This is a genomic window from Variovorax cryoconiti (genome assembly GCF_051216395.1).
Taxonomy (GTDB): domain Bacteria; phylum Pseudomonadota; class Gammaproteobacteria; order Burkholderiales; family Burkholderiaceae_C; genus Variovorax.
Window position 1 is genome coordinate 51732 of record NZ_JBPJZI010000010.1, and the last position, 14568, is coordinate 66299.

Sequence of the window (14568 nt, forward strand, 5' to 3'; positions counted from 1 at the left end):
TTGTCAAAAGAAAGGGAACATGAAGAACCCGGCCGATGCACTTCCCGAGGGCAAGGCATCCATCGGATCGCGCGCTGTCGGTCGAAGGAAAGAGAGAAAGGGAAAACCAAGCGAGGCCACGGTCAGCGCAGCGCGCCGGCGGCAGGCGACACGCCAGCGGACGGCGTTGCCGGCGGCGTCGCACTCGCGGTCTTGGGCGCCGGCGGCACCACGACTTCGACCTTGGCGCGCGCGCTGACCGACGCCACGCCGCCGGCGGGCAACTGGCCCAGCGTCCAGCGCAGCGCGCGGTAGTCGCTGTACGGCACGGGCTCGGCCTTGCCGTCCCGGGTCTTGCGCATCAGCGGCTCGGCGGCGAACTCACCGTCCTTCACCGCCGCCCTCACCAGGGTCGCGCCCGGCTTGGCGCTGCGCGGCAGGTACTCGAGCCCTTCCGGAATCGGCAGGTCGGCGACCAGGCCCGACACCGGCTTGCCGGTCTTGTTGGTGTAGGTCACCGTGTACTCGAGCACGTCGCCCGGCTTGACCGATGCCGCATCGAGCAGCTGCTCCTTGCCGTCGATGGCCTGGACCACCCTGGATTGCTGGAGCTCCACGGTCACGGCCGCCGGCACGGCGGCGGCCTCCGCGGGCTTGGCCACGGTCGACCCGGTTTGCGCGACGGCGGAGAAGGCACACGCGGCCCCCAGCAGGACGCCGACGCCAAGGCGCACGGCACGGTGCCAGGGCGCCATGTCGCGCCGGAGGAAGGAAGCTTGAGTCGATGTTGTAGTTGGCATTGGATGCTCCAGTTCAAAAGACAAGCGGCGGCCCGACATGGCCCGTCGCACCCACGACGGCTCGGGCCGCCGATCCATTGCGGACGCGCACGCCCCCGCGGGCTGCAGCACGGCAGCAATCTCTAAAAAGAAAGGAATCCCTTGAAGACTTCTGTTTTTATTCAGCCATCAATTCCGGCCACTGGCGGACCTTTGGAATTGACTCGACCCGTCCCCCTGTGCCGGTGTCGAAGAAATTCTTATTTTTGAATGTGAATAAATGTACCCACCCTGACACGCAAAACACCGGAACTAGTTCACACTTCGCAGCCGGTACCGGCAGTTCCATTTCCGACAACCCGGGCGGCGAATGCGCCTTCCCACCGAATCCGTCGCCAAGAATCAATTGGGTGACAATTAAGAGACTTGGTGGATGCCGGCGGGCCGTTCGGCCTCTGTTGCATCCAGAAGGTATTCGACGAATGTCCTGATCTTTCTGGAATTGCGACGCCCCGGGAGAAAGACCAGGTTGATCTCTTCATCCATCAGAGGAACGAACGGCAGCACGGCCAGCAGTTCACCCTTTTCCAGCGCCACCGCGGCCAGGGCGGTGGGCACCAAGGCGATGCCGCGGTCGGCGCGCGCCAGCGCCAGCAGCAGTTCCGGGTCGTTGCAATGCAGGACCGTCGCGGCGGCCACGCTGCGCGGCTGGCCCACCGTGTGCACGGTCATCTCGCCCACGCGCCGGTGCGCGCCGCCGGTCAGGAAGGCGTGGCCCGCCAGGTCGGACAGGGTGAGGATCGCGTTGTTGCGCCCCAGATAGGCAGGCGAGGCGCACAGCAGCATGGGTACGGTGGCCAGTCGCCGGGCCACCAGTTCCTCGCAGCCCTCGCGCCCGAGCCGCAGCACCACATCCGCCTCATCGCGGAAAAGGTCGACATGGCCGTTGCCCAGCTCGAGCGACAGCTGCAACTGCGGGTGTGCGAGCATGAAATCCGGCAGATGCGCGGCCAGGAGTTGGCGGCCCGCATAGGTCGGTGCGGCAATGCGCAGGCGGCCGGTCAGGGCGCGTTCGTCGGCATAAAGGCTCGACATCGCCCGATCGACCGCACGCAGCATGTCGACCGCCGTCTCGAAGAACTGGCGCCCTTCTTCGGTCAATGCGAACCGGGCCGAGCCCCGGTGCAGCAGCACATGGCCGACGCTGGCCTCCAGACGCTGCAGTTGGCGGGACGCGGAGGCCTTCGGGACATCCAGCACATCGGCGGCAAGCGTCAATCCGCCCAATTCGACGGCCTTGATGAAGAGGCGCACGTCGGCAAGTGAAAAGTCTTTCATGGATCTTCTTATTCACCGTCATGGAGCCCTTGCAACGCGCCCCCTCCCAGGGCCGCGCCACCCCCATTGGTCCGCGTCGTTTTCGACGTCGGCGTTCCGGGCTCACGATGCTTGCATTCTCAACACATTTGTCTCTTGATGCACGCGATAAAAATAACATTGTCTGATTTGTCAGGAATAGATCGTTATTTTGTGTACTGGTTAACGCTGCGGCCAAGCCATAAAAAAACCCGCCCTCCAGAAAGAAGGGCGGGCTCTGCCGGAATCGGCGCTGACGGCAAATGGTCAGCCGATACGCACCGGCACGAAGATCCGATCGCCGCCACGCTGAATGAGCAGCGCCACCGATTTGCCGGCCTTGGCTGCCACCTCGCGCACCTGCTCGACGCTCTGGGCGGGCGTGCCGTTGATGGCCAGCAGCACGTCGCCCGGCTGGACACCCGCCAGGGCCGAGGGGCCGCCGGCATCTTCGATCAGCAGCCCGCTCTCGACTTCCGCTTCGCGCTTCTCCTGCGGCTGCAGCGGGCGCAAGGCGAGGCCGAGCTTGCCCTTGCCGGTCGCCTCGTCGTTCTTGGCGACCACACTGCTCTTTTCCGACGCGTCGCCGAGCTTGGCGGTGATCTGCTCGCGCGCGCCCTGGCGCCACACGTCCAAGGTGACCTGGCTGCCCGGCTTGCGCTGGCCGATGACGGCCGGCAGGTCGCCCGAGGACACGATGGGCTGCCCATCGACCGCACGGATCACGTCGCCCGAGCGCAGTCCGGCCTTGTCGCCGGGGCTGCCCTTTTCGACGTTCGACACCAGCGCGCCTTCGGGCTTGTCGAGCTTGAAGGAGTCGGCGAAGGCCTGGTTCACCTCCTGCACCGCGACGCCCAGGCGCGCGTGGCTGGCCTTGCCGGTGGCAACGATCTGGTCCTTGATCTGCACCGCCACGTCGATCGGGATCGCGAAGGACACGCCCTGGTAGCCGCCGCTGCGCGTGTAGATCTGCGAGTTGATGCCCACCACCTCGCCGCGCGTGTTGAGCAGCGGGCCGCCCGAATTGCCGGGGTTGATCGCCACGTCGGTCTGGATGAAGGGCACGTAGCTGTCGTCCGGCAGCGAGCGACCCTTGGCGCTCACCACGCCGGCGGTCACGGTGTTCTCGAAACCGAAGGGCGAGCCGATGGCGAGCACCCATTCGCCGACCTTCAGGTCCTTGGTGCTGCCGAGCGCGACGGTCGGCAGGTTCTTCGCGTCGATCTTGAGCACCGCGATGTCGGTCTTCTCGTCGGCGCCCAGCACCTTGGCGCGGAACTCGCGGCGGTCGGTCAGCTTGACGGTGACTTCCTTTGCGTCCTTCACCACGTGGGCGTTGGTGAGGATGGTGCCGTCGGCGCTCACGATGAAGCCCGAGCCCTGGCCGCGCGTGGGCACTTCGCGTTCCTGCTGCCGGCCGCGCGGGCCCATCTGGCCACCGCCGAAACGGCGGAAGAACTCGGCCATCGGGTCGTCCGGGTCCATGCCGGCGGCACCGTCGAACGAGGTCTTGGTGGTGCCGGTGACGCTGATGTTCACCACCGCCGGGCCGTCGCGCGAGGTGATGGTGGAGAAGTCGGGCATCGTCACCAGCGGCGCGGCAGCGGCCGTCGCGACCGGTGCAGGCGCCACGGCGCGCGCGCTGGTGTACGCACCAGTGCCCACCGCGCCGATCACGCCGGCGGACGCCAGCGCCAGCACGAGGCCCTTGGTCGAAGTCAGTCGGGTGTTCATGGAGATTCCTTTCGAGGGTGTGGGATGAAACACGATGAAAGGAATGTGCGCGCCCAGACTTAGGCCGCGCTTAAACAGGCAGCGTCGCGGCGAACGCGACGTGGGGCTCAGCGGCCGCGCGGAAAGTGCACGACGACGCGCAGGCCGCCGAGCCGTTCCGACGCACCGAGCGCGACGGTGGCACCGTGCAGGTCGGCGATCGACTTGACGATCGCCAGGCCCAGCCCGCTGCCGGGCGCCTGCGCGGTCTGCGTCTGGCCGGCGCGGTAGAAGCGATCGAGCACGCGCTCGCGCTCCTCCACCGGCAGGCCGGGGCCGCTGTCGTCGACCTGCACGTCGACACCGCTGTCGCCGGCCGCGATGCGCAGGTCGACGCGCCCGCCTTCGGGCGTGTACTTGATGGCGTTGTCCAGCAGGTTGCGCAGCAGCATGCGCAGCGCCTCGGGGTGGCCCTGCACGACCGCCGCATCGGCCTGGTCGAGGCCGATGTCGATGCGCCGCGCCTGGGCCGCAGCCACGACGTCGGACACGGCGAGCCGTGCGAGTTCAGGCAGGTCGACCGGCTCGGCGACCGCGCCCGCCGCCACGCTGGCCTCGTGCCGCGCGAGCGCGAGCATCTGCTCGACCAGCTGGGTCGCGCGGTCGATGCCGGCGGCCAGCCGGCCGGTGGCCAGCGTGCGCGTGGCCTCGTCGTTCGCGCGCTGCAGGCCCTGCACCTGCAACTTGAGCGCCGCGAGCGGCGAGCGCAGTTCGTGCGCGGCATCGGCCACGAAATGCTTCTGCGCTTCGAAGGCGTGGCGCACGCGCTCGAACAGCAGGTTGAGTTCCTGCACCAGCGGTCGCACCTCGTCGGGCAGGCCCTCTTCGCCGACCGGCGACAGGTCGTTGGCCTGGCGCGCGGCCACCTGGCGCCGCACCCGGGCCACCGGCGCGAGCGACCGGCTGACGACCCACCACACGACCAGCATCAGGATGGGCGCCATCAAGGCAACCGGCATGACCGTGCGCACGGCCAGCGCCCGCGCCATCTGCCGGCGCACCGCCATGTCCTGCGCGACCTGGATCACCAGGCTGCGCGTCTGCATCGAGAACACGCGGTAGGTCGTGCCGCGCGCGCGCACGTCGGCAAACCCCAGCACCGCGATCTGCGGCAGCGCGGCCTGCTCGGCCGACTCGAAGATGCGCACGCCGTCGGCGGTCCACACCTGCACGACGAACTCGAAATTCTGCTCGGCCCCGCCGATGCCGCCGACCGCCGAACTCGGCGGCAAACCGGAACGCAGCGACATCGCCATCTGCTGCATGTGGTAGTCGAAGATCTCGTCGGCTTCGTTCAGCACCGTGCGGTAGGCGACGAAGGCTTGCGCGCCCGCAGCGAGCACGATGGCGGCCAGCAGGAACAGCAGCAGGCGCGCGCGCAGCGAGCCGGTCAGCGATGGGATGAAGCTTTTCAAGCGCATTCCCTTCGTGGGACGACACGGAACCGGCTCTGCCGGGCCGTAGGCGTCGCCCCCGGAAGGGGGTGGGCGAAGCGACACGAAGTGCGCGCAGCCTGGGGGTGAGTCATAGTTTCGGGATCATGTAGCCCACGCCCCGCACGTTGCGGATGAAGTCGGCCCCCAGTTTCTTGCGCAGGCCGTGGATGTACACCTCGATCGCGTTGCTGCTGATCTCGTCCTTCCAGCTGTAGAGCTTCTCCTCGATCTGCGCGCGCGACAGCACCAGGCCGGGCCGGGCGATGAGCGGCTCGAGCACCGCCCACTCGCGTGCCGAGAGGATCACCGGCTGGCCGTTGACCGACGCTTCGCGCGTGCCGGGGTTGATGCTCACGCCCAGGTGCTCGTACACCGGCTCGGCCCGGCCCGCGGCGCGGCGCAGCAAGGCGCGGATGCGTGCCAGCAGTTCGTCGAGGTCGTAGGGCTTGAGCACGTAGTCGTCGGCCCCGGCGTCGAGCCCTTCGATGCGCTGCTGCACCGAATCGCGCGCGGTGGCGATCAGCACCGGCATGCGCTGCTTGCGCGCGCGCAGGCCGCGCAGCACTTCGAGCCCGTCGCGCTTGGGCACGCCCAGGTCGAGCAGCACCAGGTCGTACTGCTGGGCGCGCAAGGCACTCTCGGCAGCTTCGCCGTCCTTCACCCAGTCGACGGCGTACTGCTCGGCCCGCAGCAGGTCGAGCACGGCTTCGCCGATCATCACGTCGTCTTCGAGCAGCAGCAGTCGCATGGGGATCCCAATCTCAAAGAAGGGCACGCACTTCGCGTGCGGCTTCGTACAGCAGCGGCAGCAGGTCGCGTCGCAGCGCATCGTCGCTGCGGTGCGCACCGGACAGCACGACGTTGAGCGCCGCGACCGTGCGCCCGCGCATGTCGCGCAGCGGCACCGCGAGCGCCTGCACGCCGAGCTCGTGTTCTTCGTTCGCAATGCAATGGTCGTCCTTGCGCACCTGCGCCAGGCGTCGCCGCAGCACGGTGGTCTGCGTCACGGTGTGCGGGGTGAGCCGCGCCAGCGTGCGCCCCTTGAGCCATTGCGCGAGCTCCGCGCTGCTCAGGGCCGAGAGCAGCATGCGGCCGGTCGACGTGGCATGGGCGGGCAGCCGCGCGCCCAGGTGCAGGCCGTAGGCCAGCACGCGCGCGGGCGCGCCGAAGGCCACGCTGCGCGCGACGATCACCGCCTCTTCGCCGTCGAGCACGACGGCCGAGAAGGACTCCTGCGTCTGCGCCGCCAGGCGGTTGAGCGTGGGTTGCAACGCCCGCGGCAGGCGCGACGATGCGAAGTAGCTGCCCGAGAAGCGCAGCACCTTGGGCGACATCCAGAACGAACTGCCATCGGTGTCGAGGTAGCCCAGGTGTGCCAGCGTGAGCAGGTGGCGCCGCGCCGCCGCGCGCGTGAGGCCGGCGCGCTCGGCGGCCTGTGTGGCGTTCAGGCGCTGCCGCTCGGTGTCGAAGCTCTCGAGCACCGCCATGCCCTTGGCGATGCCTTCGATGAAGTCGGGTTTGGCGATGGTCATGGGAGGCAGCCGGTTGCTGCGCGATCATCGCACAGCCGTTCGGCGCATCGCACACTGGCGCCCTGCGCGGCGATGCTCCGCCTGCCGCGCGCCCTACGCTGTCGCTGCGAGTTCGCGAGTTTCAGGAGACAACCCCATGCGCACCCAAGTCGCCATCATCGGCGCGGGCCCGGCCGGCCTGCTGCTGGGCCAGTTGCTGCACGAGGCCGGCATCGACAACGTGATCGTCGAGCGACAGAGCGCCGACTATGTGCTGGGCCGCATCCGCGCCGGCGTGCTCGAGCAGGTCACGATGGACCTGCTGGCGCGGGCCCGCGTCGACATGCGCGCGCACGCCGAAGGCCTGCCGCACGACGGCATCGAATTGCTGTTCCAGGGGGCGCGCCATCGCATCGATCTGCACGGTCTGACCGACGGTCGCCGCGTGACGGTGTATGGCCAGACCGAGGTGACACGCGACCTGATGGCGGCACGCGAAGCGGCGGGCCTGCGCACGTTCTACAACGCAGACCGCGTCGCGCTGCACGACTTCGACAGCACGCAGCCGCGTGTCTGCTTCCTGCAGGGCGATGTCGCGCACGAGATCGATTGCGACTTCATCGCCGGCTGCGATGGCTTCCACGGCGTGAGCCGGGCCAGCGTGCCGGCGTCGGCGCTGCGGCTGTACGAGAAGGTCTATCCCTTCGGCTGGCTGGGCGTGCTGGCCGACGTGCCGCCGGTGTCGGAAGAACTCATCTACGCCAACACGGCGCGCGGCTTTGCGCTGTGCAGCATGCGCAGCACGACGCGCAGCCGCTACTACGTGCAGGTGCCGGTCGACGAGCGCGTCGAGCGCTGGAGCGACGAGGCCTTCTGGAACGAACTGCGCGCGCGCCTCGACCCGGAAGCGCGTGAGCGCCTGGTGACCGGGCCGTCGCTGGAAAAAAGCATCGCACCGCTGCGCAGCTTCGTGGCCGAGCCGCTGCGCTTCGGCAGCCTCTTCCTGGCGGGCGACGCGGCGCACATCGTGCCGCCGACCGGCGCCAAGGGGCTGAATCTGGCGGCTGCCGACGTGGGCTACCTGTCGCGCGCGCTGGAGATTTTCTATGGCGAGCATTCGCCATCGGCGCTCGACCGCTATTCCGACCTGTGCCTGCGCCGCGTGTGGAAGGCCGAGCGCTTCTCGTGGTGGTTCACCTCGCTGATGCACCGCTTCCCGGACACCGGCGAGTTCGGCCAGAAGATCCAGGAGGCCGAGCTCGACTACCTGGTGCACTCGCCGGCTGCCTCGACGTCGCTGGCCGAGAATTACGTCGGCCTGCCGCTCGAGGACTTCTGAGGCCGCTCAGTCGGCGGCCTGCAGCGCCTGCCAGACGCGCGCCGAACTCAGCGGCATCTGCAGCTTCGGCGCCTGCGCAGCGAGGCCGGCCCGGGCGAAGGCATCGGCCACCGCATTGACGATGGCCGGTGTCGCGCCGATGGTGCCGAGTTCGCCCACGCCCTTCACGCCCAAGGGGTTGTTCTTGCAAGGCGTCGACTCGTCCATCTCGGTGCGGAACATCACCTCCGACACATCGGCGCGCGGCACCGCGTAGTCCATCAGGCTGCCGGTCACAGGCTGGCCGGTTTCGCTGTCGTACACCACGCGCTCGTACAGCGCCTGGCCGATGCCCTGCACCGCGCCGCCGTCGAGCTGACCGCGCACGATCATCGGGTTAACCACGCGGCCGACGTCGTTGACCGAGCTGTAGGCCACCACGGTCACCTCGCCGGTCGGTGCATCGACCTCGACCTCGCAGATGTGGCAACCGTTCGGCCAGGTCGGGCCGCTCACGGTGCTGGTCGAGTCGACGAAGATCTGCCCGTCGGGCTGCTTGCCGGCCAGCTCGAACAGGCCGAGCTTCAGGTCGGTGCCGGCCACCGTGAAGCTGCCTTCGGCGTAGCGCACGTCGTCGGCGGCGGCTTCGAATTCCTTCGCCGCCAGCTGTCGCGCCTGGTCGATGGTGCGCTCCGCGCCCACCCGCACGGCCGAGCCGCCGGTGAAGAGCGAGCGCGAACCGGCGCTGCCGAAGCCGTCGCCCCGGTCGGTGTCGCCCAGGATCACGCGCACCTTCTCGATCGGCACGCCGAAGACATCGACCGCCAATTGCGCCAGCGAGGTCGCAATGCCCTGCCCCATCGCGTTCACCGCAGAAAACACCTCGATGAAGCCATCGGGCTTCACGGCCACGGTGACGCGTTCCTCGAAGACGTTGCCGCCGGTCCATTCGAGGAAGGTCGCGATGCCGAGGCCGCGCAGCTTGCCTTGTGCCTTCGACTGCGCGGCGCGCGCCTCGAAGCCCGACCAGTCGGCCAGCGCCAGCCCCTGGTCCATCACCTTCTCGAACTGGCCGGTGTCGTACACCTGCTTCATCGGGTTGGTGTAGGGCATCTGTTCGGGCCGGATGAAGTTGCGGCGCCGAAGTTCGACGCGGTCGATGCCGGTCTGGCGGGCCGCCTCGTCCATCAGGCGTTCCATCAGGAAGATGGCTTCGGGCCGGCCAGCGCCGCGGTAGGCACCGGTCGGTGCGCAGTTGGTGAGCACCGCCTGAAAGTGGAAGTCGACGGTGCGGATGTCGTAGACGCTGGTCTGCACCCAGGGCCCGATCAGCAGCTGGATCGCGACGCCGGTGCCGGTCGCGTACGCGCCGACGTTGGCCAGCGTATGGATGCGCAGCGCGAGGATCTTGCCGTCGGCATCGAGCGCCAGTTCGGCATGCGACGCGACGTCGCGGCCGTGCGCCGACGAGAGAAATTCCTCGCTGCGGTCGGCCACCCACTTGACGGGCCGCTGGAGCACATGCGTGCAGTACGCGACCGCGATGTCTTCCGGGTAGGCGCCGGTCTTCATGCCGAAGCCGCCGCCGACATCGCCGACCACCACGCGCACCTGCTCCTTCGGCAGGCCGATGGCATCGCACACCGAGTTGCGCACCCCCGAAGGCATCTGCGTGCTCATGCGGATGCTGAGGCGGCCCGTGCCCGCCTCGATGTCGGCCAGCACCACGCGCGGTTCGATGGTGAGCGCCACCAGGCGCTGGTTGACGATGTCGAGCGCGACCACGTGCTTGGCCTGCGCGAAGGCGGCGCTCGTGGCGTCGGCGCTGCCGTGGCGCGCTTCCGCGGCGATGTTGCCCTGCGCCTCGTCGAGGATCTGCGGTGCGCCCGGCGCCGCCGCGGCTGCGAGGTCGACCACCATCGGCAGCTCCTCGTAGTCCACGAACACGGCCTCGGCCGCATTGCGCGCCTGCTCGACCGTTTCGGCGACCACCGCGACCACCGCTTCGCCGACGAATCGCACACGTTCGTGCGCCAGCGCGCGCCGCGGCGGCGACACGCCGGGCCCACCGTCGGGCCGTTTGAAGCCCGCGGTGCCGGGCATCGGCTTGACGCCCGCTGCATCGAGGTCAGCGCCGCTCAGGATGCCGACAACGCCAGGCATCCCGAGCGCAGACGACGCATCGACCGAGACGATGCGTGCATGCGGGTACGGCGAGCGGACAAAGATCAGGTGCGTGAGCCCCGCGGGCTGCATGTCGTCCGTGTAGCGGCCGGCGCCGGAGAGAAGGGCCTGGTCTTCCAGTCGGCGAACGGCCTGGCCGCTGCCGAAACGAAGGGGATCGGGGGTTGTTGTGTCGTGGTCCACGCGAGAGTCCTGCTAGACGCGCGCGCCGGCCGGGTCGGCCACGGAGCAGCGCGGGAGGTTGTCGAGCGGCCACTATACGGGTTGACCGCCGACGTTGCAGCGGCCGACGCGACACGCCGTCGCTACCAGGTGGAATCAGACGGACGGGCTCGATGCCGCAGGTCGAATTCGGCGATGGTCTCGTCCGCCGCATGAGGGAGAGGATCGCGCTCTCCCAAACGCATCCATGGTGGCGGCGCGGCCTCGGCGATGCCGTGGCCAGCACCGTGCATGGCGTCGACCTCGAAGCGCAGCAGCCCGAGTTCGAGCACGTCGCCATCGAACAGCGCCGGCCGCTTGCCCACGCCGATGCGCTGGCCGTTCAGCGCGCAGACCCATGAATGGCTCTGATTGCTGAGCATCCATTGACCGTCGACGCGCGCAATGAAGCATCGGTCGGCGTCTTCGCTGTCGAGCGGGCTCAGCGGCGCCCCCCCCAGATTCAATGCTGCCGCCAGGCCGGCGCCTCCCGGTGGAACGGCGAAGGCGCCGGTGCGGGGCAGCCCGCGGCTGCGGACCAGCCGCAGCACCAGCGGCGGTCCGCTGGCTGCATCGTCCTTGCCGCCCTGCCATGGTGTCACGACAACCCACCCCACAGCGTATCGAGGCGATCCGATGCATTCACATAGCGGCCACGGGAGTCCTGCTGCCAGAAGGCGCATTCACCCGACATATGGCGAAGCCGCTGCGGCCAGTCGGTCCACGGCAAGTGGCGCACCCCCCGGAACCGACGCCCCGGGTCGTCCTGCCGCACGGGACCGGCCATCCGGTCAAGCAATGCCTGCACCCGGCCGCGCGTCGGTGCGGGTACGCCATGACGACCGGAGGTCGCGAGTTCGAGCCAGGTCGGCGCGTGCAGGCGCCACAGCGCGTTGACCATCCGCTCCAAGGTGCGAATGTCTGCGGCGTCGCGCAGGCTGCCATGGCGGGTGACGGTGCGGGCCAGCCAGAAGAACCAGTCGTTCGGGTCTTGGGCCTGGCGCCGGAAGTGGCACGCGACCCAACGCGGATGGGCCTCGTGGTAGATCACGAGCGGATAAGGCCGGCCGAACCGATCGAACGAAGCCGCCACGACACCGACGACGAAACGATGCGGCGCGAAGGGCAAGGCCCCGGGAGAAAGGACGAAGGCCGTGGGCAAGGCCCGGGTGTCGTCGGCGCCATCGGCAGCGACAACCCCCTCACCCTGCGCCTCGAGCCATTCGCGCCAGGCATCACGATGCGACGTACTCAAGCCGCTGCCGACGAAATCGGCATGCGCGGGCAGCTTGCCCCAGATGGCGGGCGCCGTGATCGACGACGCGGCGAGCAGTCGCTGCAGCATGGCCGGCTCCTCACGCGCCGCGCCTGCAGGGCGTCGCGGCACACCCTCTGGCAAGGTATCTCGCCACGGTTCTATTTCGCATGGTCACTTTTCCCCCTTGAGCCGTTCTTGTGCCGCTATTCTTGCGCGGCCTGCCGGTGACGCGGGCGCCGCCGAGCCCCCGGACGGTGACGGGCCTTCCACAACCGGTCATTTCGTGAAGAAGTCCTCCTGAAGGCGTGACCCTCAAACGTCAGAATACTTGTCACATCGTCGACAGACTGTTAATACAACACCTTTGTCTTACCTTCGTTTTCGACCGTTCCTCGCCCGGTCAGTCGGGCAGCACTCGCCAAGGTCTTCGCCATGAATCTGCCCTGGCTTGCGCCCGGTGACCTCCTGCCGGCCCCGGCCGAGGCCTGGGGCACCCACGACCCCGTGCCGGGCCTGCTGGCCGCTGGCGGCGCGCTCGACGTGCCCACCCTGCTCGATGCCTATCGCCACGCGATCTTTCCCTGGTTCAGCGACGACCAGCCGATCCTGTGGTGGAGCCCCGACCCGCGCATGACGCTGGCACCGGCTGCGTTCCGGCTGCACCGGTCGCTGCGCAAGGTGCTGCAGGCCTTCCGCGACGACCCGCGCTGCGAGATCCGCATCGACCACGGCTTCGACACCGTGATCCGCGCCTGCTCGGTCGCACCGCGCGACGGACAGTCGGGCACCTGGATCGTGCCGCCCATGGTCGAGGCCTACGGCGCGCTGCACCGGGCCGGCCATGCGCACAGTGTCGAGACCTGGATCGACGGCGAGCTGGTCGGCGGGCTCTACTGCGTGGCGATCGGGCGCGCCGTGTTCGGCGAGTCGATGTTCGCGCGCCGCACCGACGCATCGAAGATCGCGCTGGCCGCGCTCGTGTGCCTGTGCCGCCGCCATGGCGTGCAGCTGATCGACTGCCAGCAGAACACCGCCCACCTCGCGAGCCTGGGCGCCAGCGAAATGCCGCGCGAACGCTTCGTCGCGCACGTTGCACGGGCGCGCGAAGAGCCTGCCCCTTCATGGCATTTCGAGCCCGTATACTGGACCGAACTCCTGCCTGCGCGACCTTCTTCGACGACGTGACGCACCTCAAGGAACTCCCGCTCCACACGTTGCAGTTCTATGCAACGGCGCCCTACCCCTGCAGCTACCTGCCGGACCGGCAGGCGCGTTCGCAGGTCGCGACGCCGAGCCACCTGATCCACAACGACGCCTACTCCGACCTGGTGCGCAACGGCTTCCGGCGCAGCGGGATGTTCACGTACCGCCCCTACTGCGATGGCTGCAGCGCCTGCGTGCCGCTGCGCGTGCGGGTCAACGACTTCCAACCCAACCGCAGCCAGCGCCGCGCCGTGAAGCAGCACGCGGACCTGCAGGTGCGCGTGCTCAAGCTGTGCTTCATGCCAGAGCACTACCAGTTGTACCTGCGCTACCAGAACGGCCGCCATGCCGGCGGCGGCATGGACCACGACAGCATCGACCAGTACACCCAGTTCCTGCTGCAGAGCCGGGTGAACTCGCGCCTGGTCGAGTTCCGCGAAACGTTGCCGGACGGCAGCGCCGGCCCGCTCAAGATGGTGTCGATCCTCGACGTGCTCGACGACGGCATCTCGGCGGTTTACACCTTCTACGAGCCGGAGGAAGGCACCGCCTACGGCAACCACGGCGTGCTGTGGCAGATCGCGCAGGCGCGCCAGCTCGGCCTGCCCTACGTCTACCTCGGCTACTGGATCGAGGCCAGCCCCAAGATGAGCTACAAGGCGCGTTACACCCCGCACGAACTGCTGATCGACGGGCGCTGGCAGACTCCCGATTTCACAAGGTAAAATCGCAACCCGGACATCACCGCGTTGCGCCCATGAGAAAACCACAGTCAGACGTCCCTGCCACGCCGGTCATTCAAGTCATCGAGCGCATGTTCTCGCTGATCGACGTGCTGGCCTCGCGAGAGGAAGCGATCTCGCTGAAAGAGATCAGTGAAAAGACGGGGCTGCACCCGTCCACCACGCACCGGATCCTCAACGACCTCGCAGTCGGCCGCTTCGTCGACCGGCCGGAGGCCGGCAGCTACCGGCTGGGCATGCGGCTGCTGGAACTGGGCAACCTCGTGAAGGGGCGTCTGAACGTTCGCGACGCCGCGCTGGCGCCGATGCGTGAGCTGCACAAGCTGACGCAGCAGCCGGTCAACCTCAGCATGCGCCAGGGCGACGAGATCGTGTACATCGAGCGGGCCTACAGCGAGCGCTCGGGCATGCAGGTGGTGCGCGCCATCGGCGGACGAGCCCCCCTGCATCTCACGTCGACCGGCAAGCTCTTCCTCGCCGCCGACGACCCGCAGCGCGTGCGCAGCTACGCGACCCGCACCGGGCTCGCCGGCCACACGCGCAACAGCATCACGCAGTTGCCGATGCTGGAGCGCGAGCTCTCCAAGGCGCGCCAGTACGGCATCGCGCGCGACAACGAGGAACTGGAGCTGGGGGTGCGCTGCATGGCGGCCGGCATCTACGACGACCAGAGCAAGCTGGTGGCCGGCCTGTCGATCTCGGCGCCGGCCGATCGGCTGGACGAGGGCTGGCTGCCCAAGCTGCAAGCCACCGCCAGCGAGATCTCCAGCGCGCTGGGCTACAACCAGAGCGCCCCCGCCGCCACCTAGAGGCACCGGCGGCGCGCT

General features: G+C 68.6%; 13 protein-coding genes. 4 read left to right on the forward strand and 9 right to left on the reverse strand.

Annotated elements, in window-relative coordinates; all coding sequences use genetic code 11:
* Window positions 1–122 precede the first annotated feature (122 nt).
* The 6 genes from ACSFA2_RS21040 to ACSFA2_RS21065 all read right to left on the reverse strand — a co-directional run bounded on the left by ACSFA2_RS21040 (window position 123) and on the right by ACSFA2_RS21065 (window position 6855).
* Complete coding sequence (locus ACSFA2_RS21040; protein WP_435457277.1) at window positions 123–779, reverse strand: hypothetical protein; 657 nt, start codon at window positions 777–779, stop codon at window positions 123–125.
* 396 nt (window positions 780–1175) lie between these two features.
* Complete coding sequence (locus ACSFA2_RS21045; protein ID WP_435457278.1) at window positions 1176–2096, reverse strand: LysR family transcriptional regulator; 921 nt, start codon at window positions 2094–2096, stop codon at window positions 1176–1178.
* Window positions 2097–2381: 285 nt separating this feature from the next.
* Window positions 2382–3848, reverse strand: coding sequence for a DegQ family serine endoprotease (locus ACSFA2_RS21050; protein WP_435457279.1), 1467 nt, complete (start codon window positions 3846–3848; stop codon window positions 2382–2384).
* A gap of 107 nt (window positions 3849–3955) precedes the next feature.
* A complete protein-coding gene (locus ACSFA2_RS21055; RefSeq protein ID WP_435457280.1) occupies window positions 3956–5308 on the reverse strand; it encodes an ATP-binding protein in 1353 nt (450 codons plus the stop codon).
* Window positions 5309–5411: 103 nt separating this feature from the next.
* Entirely contained in the window at window positions 5412–6071 is a 660-nt protein-coding gene (locus ACSFA2_RS21060) for a response regulator (RefSeq protein ID WP_435457281.1), read from the reverse strand.
* A gap of 13 nt (window positions 6072–6084) precedes the next feature.
* Complete coding sequence (locus ACSFA2_RS21065; protein ID WP_435457282.1) at window positions 6085–6855, reverse strand: IclR family transcriptional regulator domain-containing protein; 771 nt, start codon at window positions 6853–6855, stop codon at window positions 6085–6087.
* 136 nt (window positions 6856–6991) lie between these two features.
* Between ACSFA2_RS21065 and pobA the strand changes: the two genes are divergently transcribed.
* Complete coding sequence (gene pobA, locus ACSFA2_RS21070; protein ID WP_435457283.1) at window positions 6992–8173, forward strand: 4-hydroxybenzoate 3-monooxygenase; 1182 nt, start codon at window positions 6992–6994, stop codon at window positions 8171–8173.
* 6 nt (window positions 8174–8179) lie between these two features.
* Here pobA and ACSFA2_RS21075 read toward each other — a convergent pair whose 3' ends face one another.
* From ACSFA2_RS21075 to tagF, 3 genes are all read right to left on the reverse strand, one after another.
* Window positions 8180–10519, reverse strand: a complete 2340-nt coding sequence (locus ACSFA2_RS21075; RefSeq protein WP_435457284.1) for a xanthine dehydrogenase family protein molybdopterin-binding subunit — start codon at window positions 10517–10519, stop codon at window positions 8180–8182.
* A 122-nt stretch (window positions 10520–10641) separates the two neighbouring features.
* A complete protein-coding gene (locus tag ACSFA2_RS21080) occupies window positions 10642–11139 on the reverse strand; it encodes an FHA domain-containing protein (protein ID WP_435457285.1) in 498 nt (165 codons plus the stop codon).
* A complete protein-coding gene (tagF, locus tag ACSFA2_RS21085; protein ID WP_435457286.1) occupies window positions 11136–11882 on the reverse strand; it encodes a type VI secretion system-associated protein TagF in 747 nt (248 codons plus the stop codon). Before tagF ends, ACSFA2_RS21080 begins: the two co-directional genes overlap by 4 nt.
* A 345-nt stretch (window positions 11883–12227) precedes the next feature.
* On the opposite strand from tagF, the gene aat reads away from it, so the two are divergent.
* From aat to ACSFA2_RS21100, 3 genes are read left to right on the forward strand one after another with little or no spacing between them, the layout of a single operon-like run.
* Window positions 12228–12980 (forward strand): leucyl/phenylalanyl-tRNA--protein transferase, encoded by a 753-nt coding sequence (gene aat / locus ACSFA2_RS21090; protein WP_435457287.1) that lies wholly within the window; start codon window positions 12228–12230, stop codon window positions 12978–12980.
* Window positions 12977–13723, forward strand: a complete 747-nt coding sequence (locus tag ACSFA2_RS21095) for an arginyltransferase (protein ID WP_435457288.1) — start codon at window positions 12977–12979, stop codon at window positions 13721–13723. The genes aat and ACSFA2_RS21095 overlap by 4 nt, the downstream gene beginning before the upstream one ends.
* A gap of 32 nt (window positions 13724–13755) precedes the next feature.
* Window positions 13756–14550: an IclR family transcriptional regulator gene (locus tag ACSFA2_RS21100; RefSeq protein ID WP_435457289.1), complete on the forward strand. Its 795-nt coding sequence runs from the start codon at window positions 13756–13758 to the stop codon at window positions 14548–14550.
* Window positions 14551–14568 lie beyond the last annotated feature (18 nt).

Excerpts from the sequence above, each read along its gene's own strand:
- ACSFA2_RS21040 (WP_435457277.1), bottom strand. The coding sequence starts at position 779 with ATGCCAACTACAACATCGACTCAAGCTTCCTTCCTCCGGCGCGACATG.
- ACSFA2_RS21045 (WP_435457278.1), bottom strand. The coding sequence starts at position 2,096 with ATGAAAGACTTTTCACTTGCCGACGTGCGCCTCTTCATCAAGGCCGTC.
- ACSFA2_RS21050 (WP_435457279.1), bottom strand. The coding sequence starts at position 3,848 with ATGAACACCCGACTGACTTCGACCAAGGGCCTCGTGCTGGCGCTGGCG.
- ACSFA2_RS21055 (WP_435457280.1), bottom strand. The coding sequence starts at position 5,308 with ATGCGCTTGAAAAGCTTCATCCCATCGCTGACCGGCTCGCTGCGCGCG.
- ACSFA2_RS21060 (WP_435457281.1), bottom strand. The coding sequence starts at position 6,071 with ATGCGACTGCTGCTGCTCGAAGACGACGTGATGATCGGCGAAGCCGTG.
- ACSFA2_RS21065 (WP_435457282.1), bottom strand. The coding sequence starts at position 6,855 with ATGACCATCGCCAAACCCGACTTCATCGAAGGCATCGCCAAGGGCATG.
- pobA (WP_435457283.1), top strand. The coding sequence starts at position 6,992 with ATGCGCACCCAAGTCGCCATCATCGGCGCGGGCCCGGCCGGCCTGCTG.
- tagF (WP_435457286.1), bottom strand. The coding sequence starts at position 11,882 with ATGCTGCAGCGACTGCTCGCCGCGTCGTCGATCACGGCGCCCGCCATC.
- aat (WP_435457287.1), top strand. The coding sequence starts at position 12,228 with ATGAATCTGCCCTGGCTTGCGCCCGGTGACCTCCTGCCGGCCCCGGCC.
- ACSFA2_RS21100 (WP_435457289.1), top strand. The coding sequence starts at position 13,756 with ATGAGAAAACCACAGTCAGACGTCCCTGCCACGCCGGTCATTCAAGTC.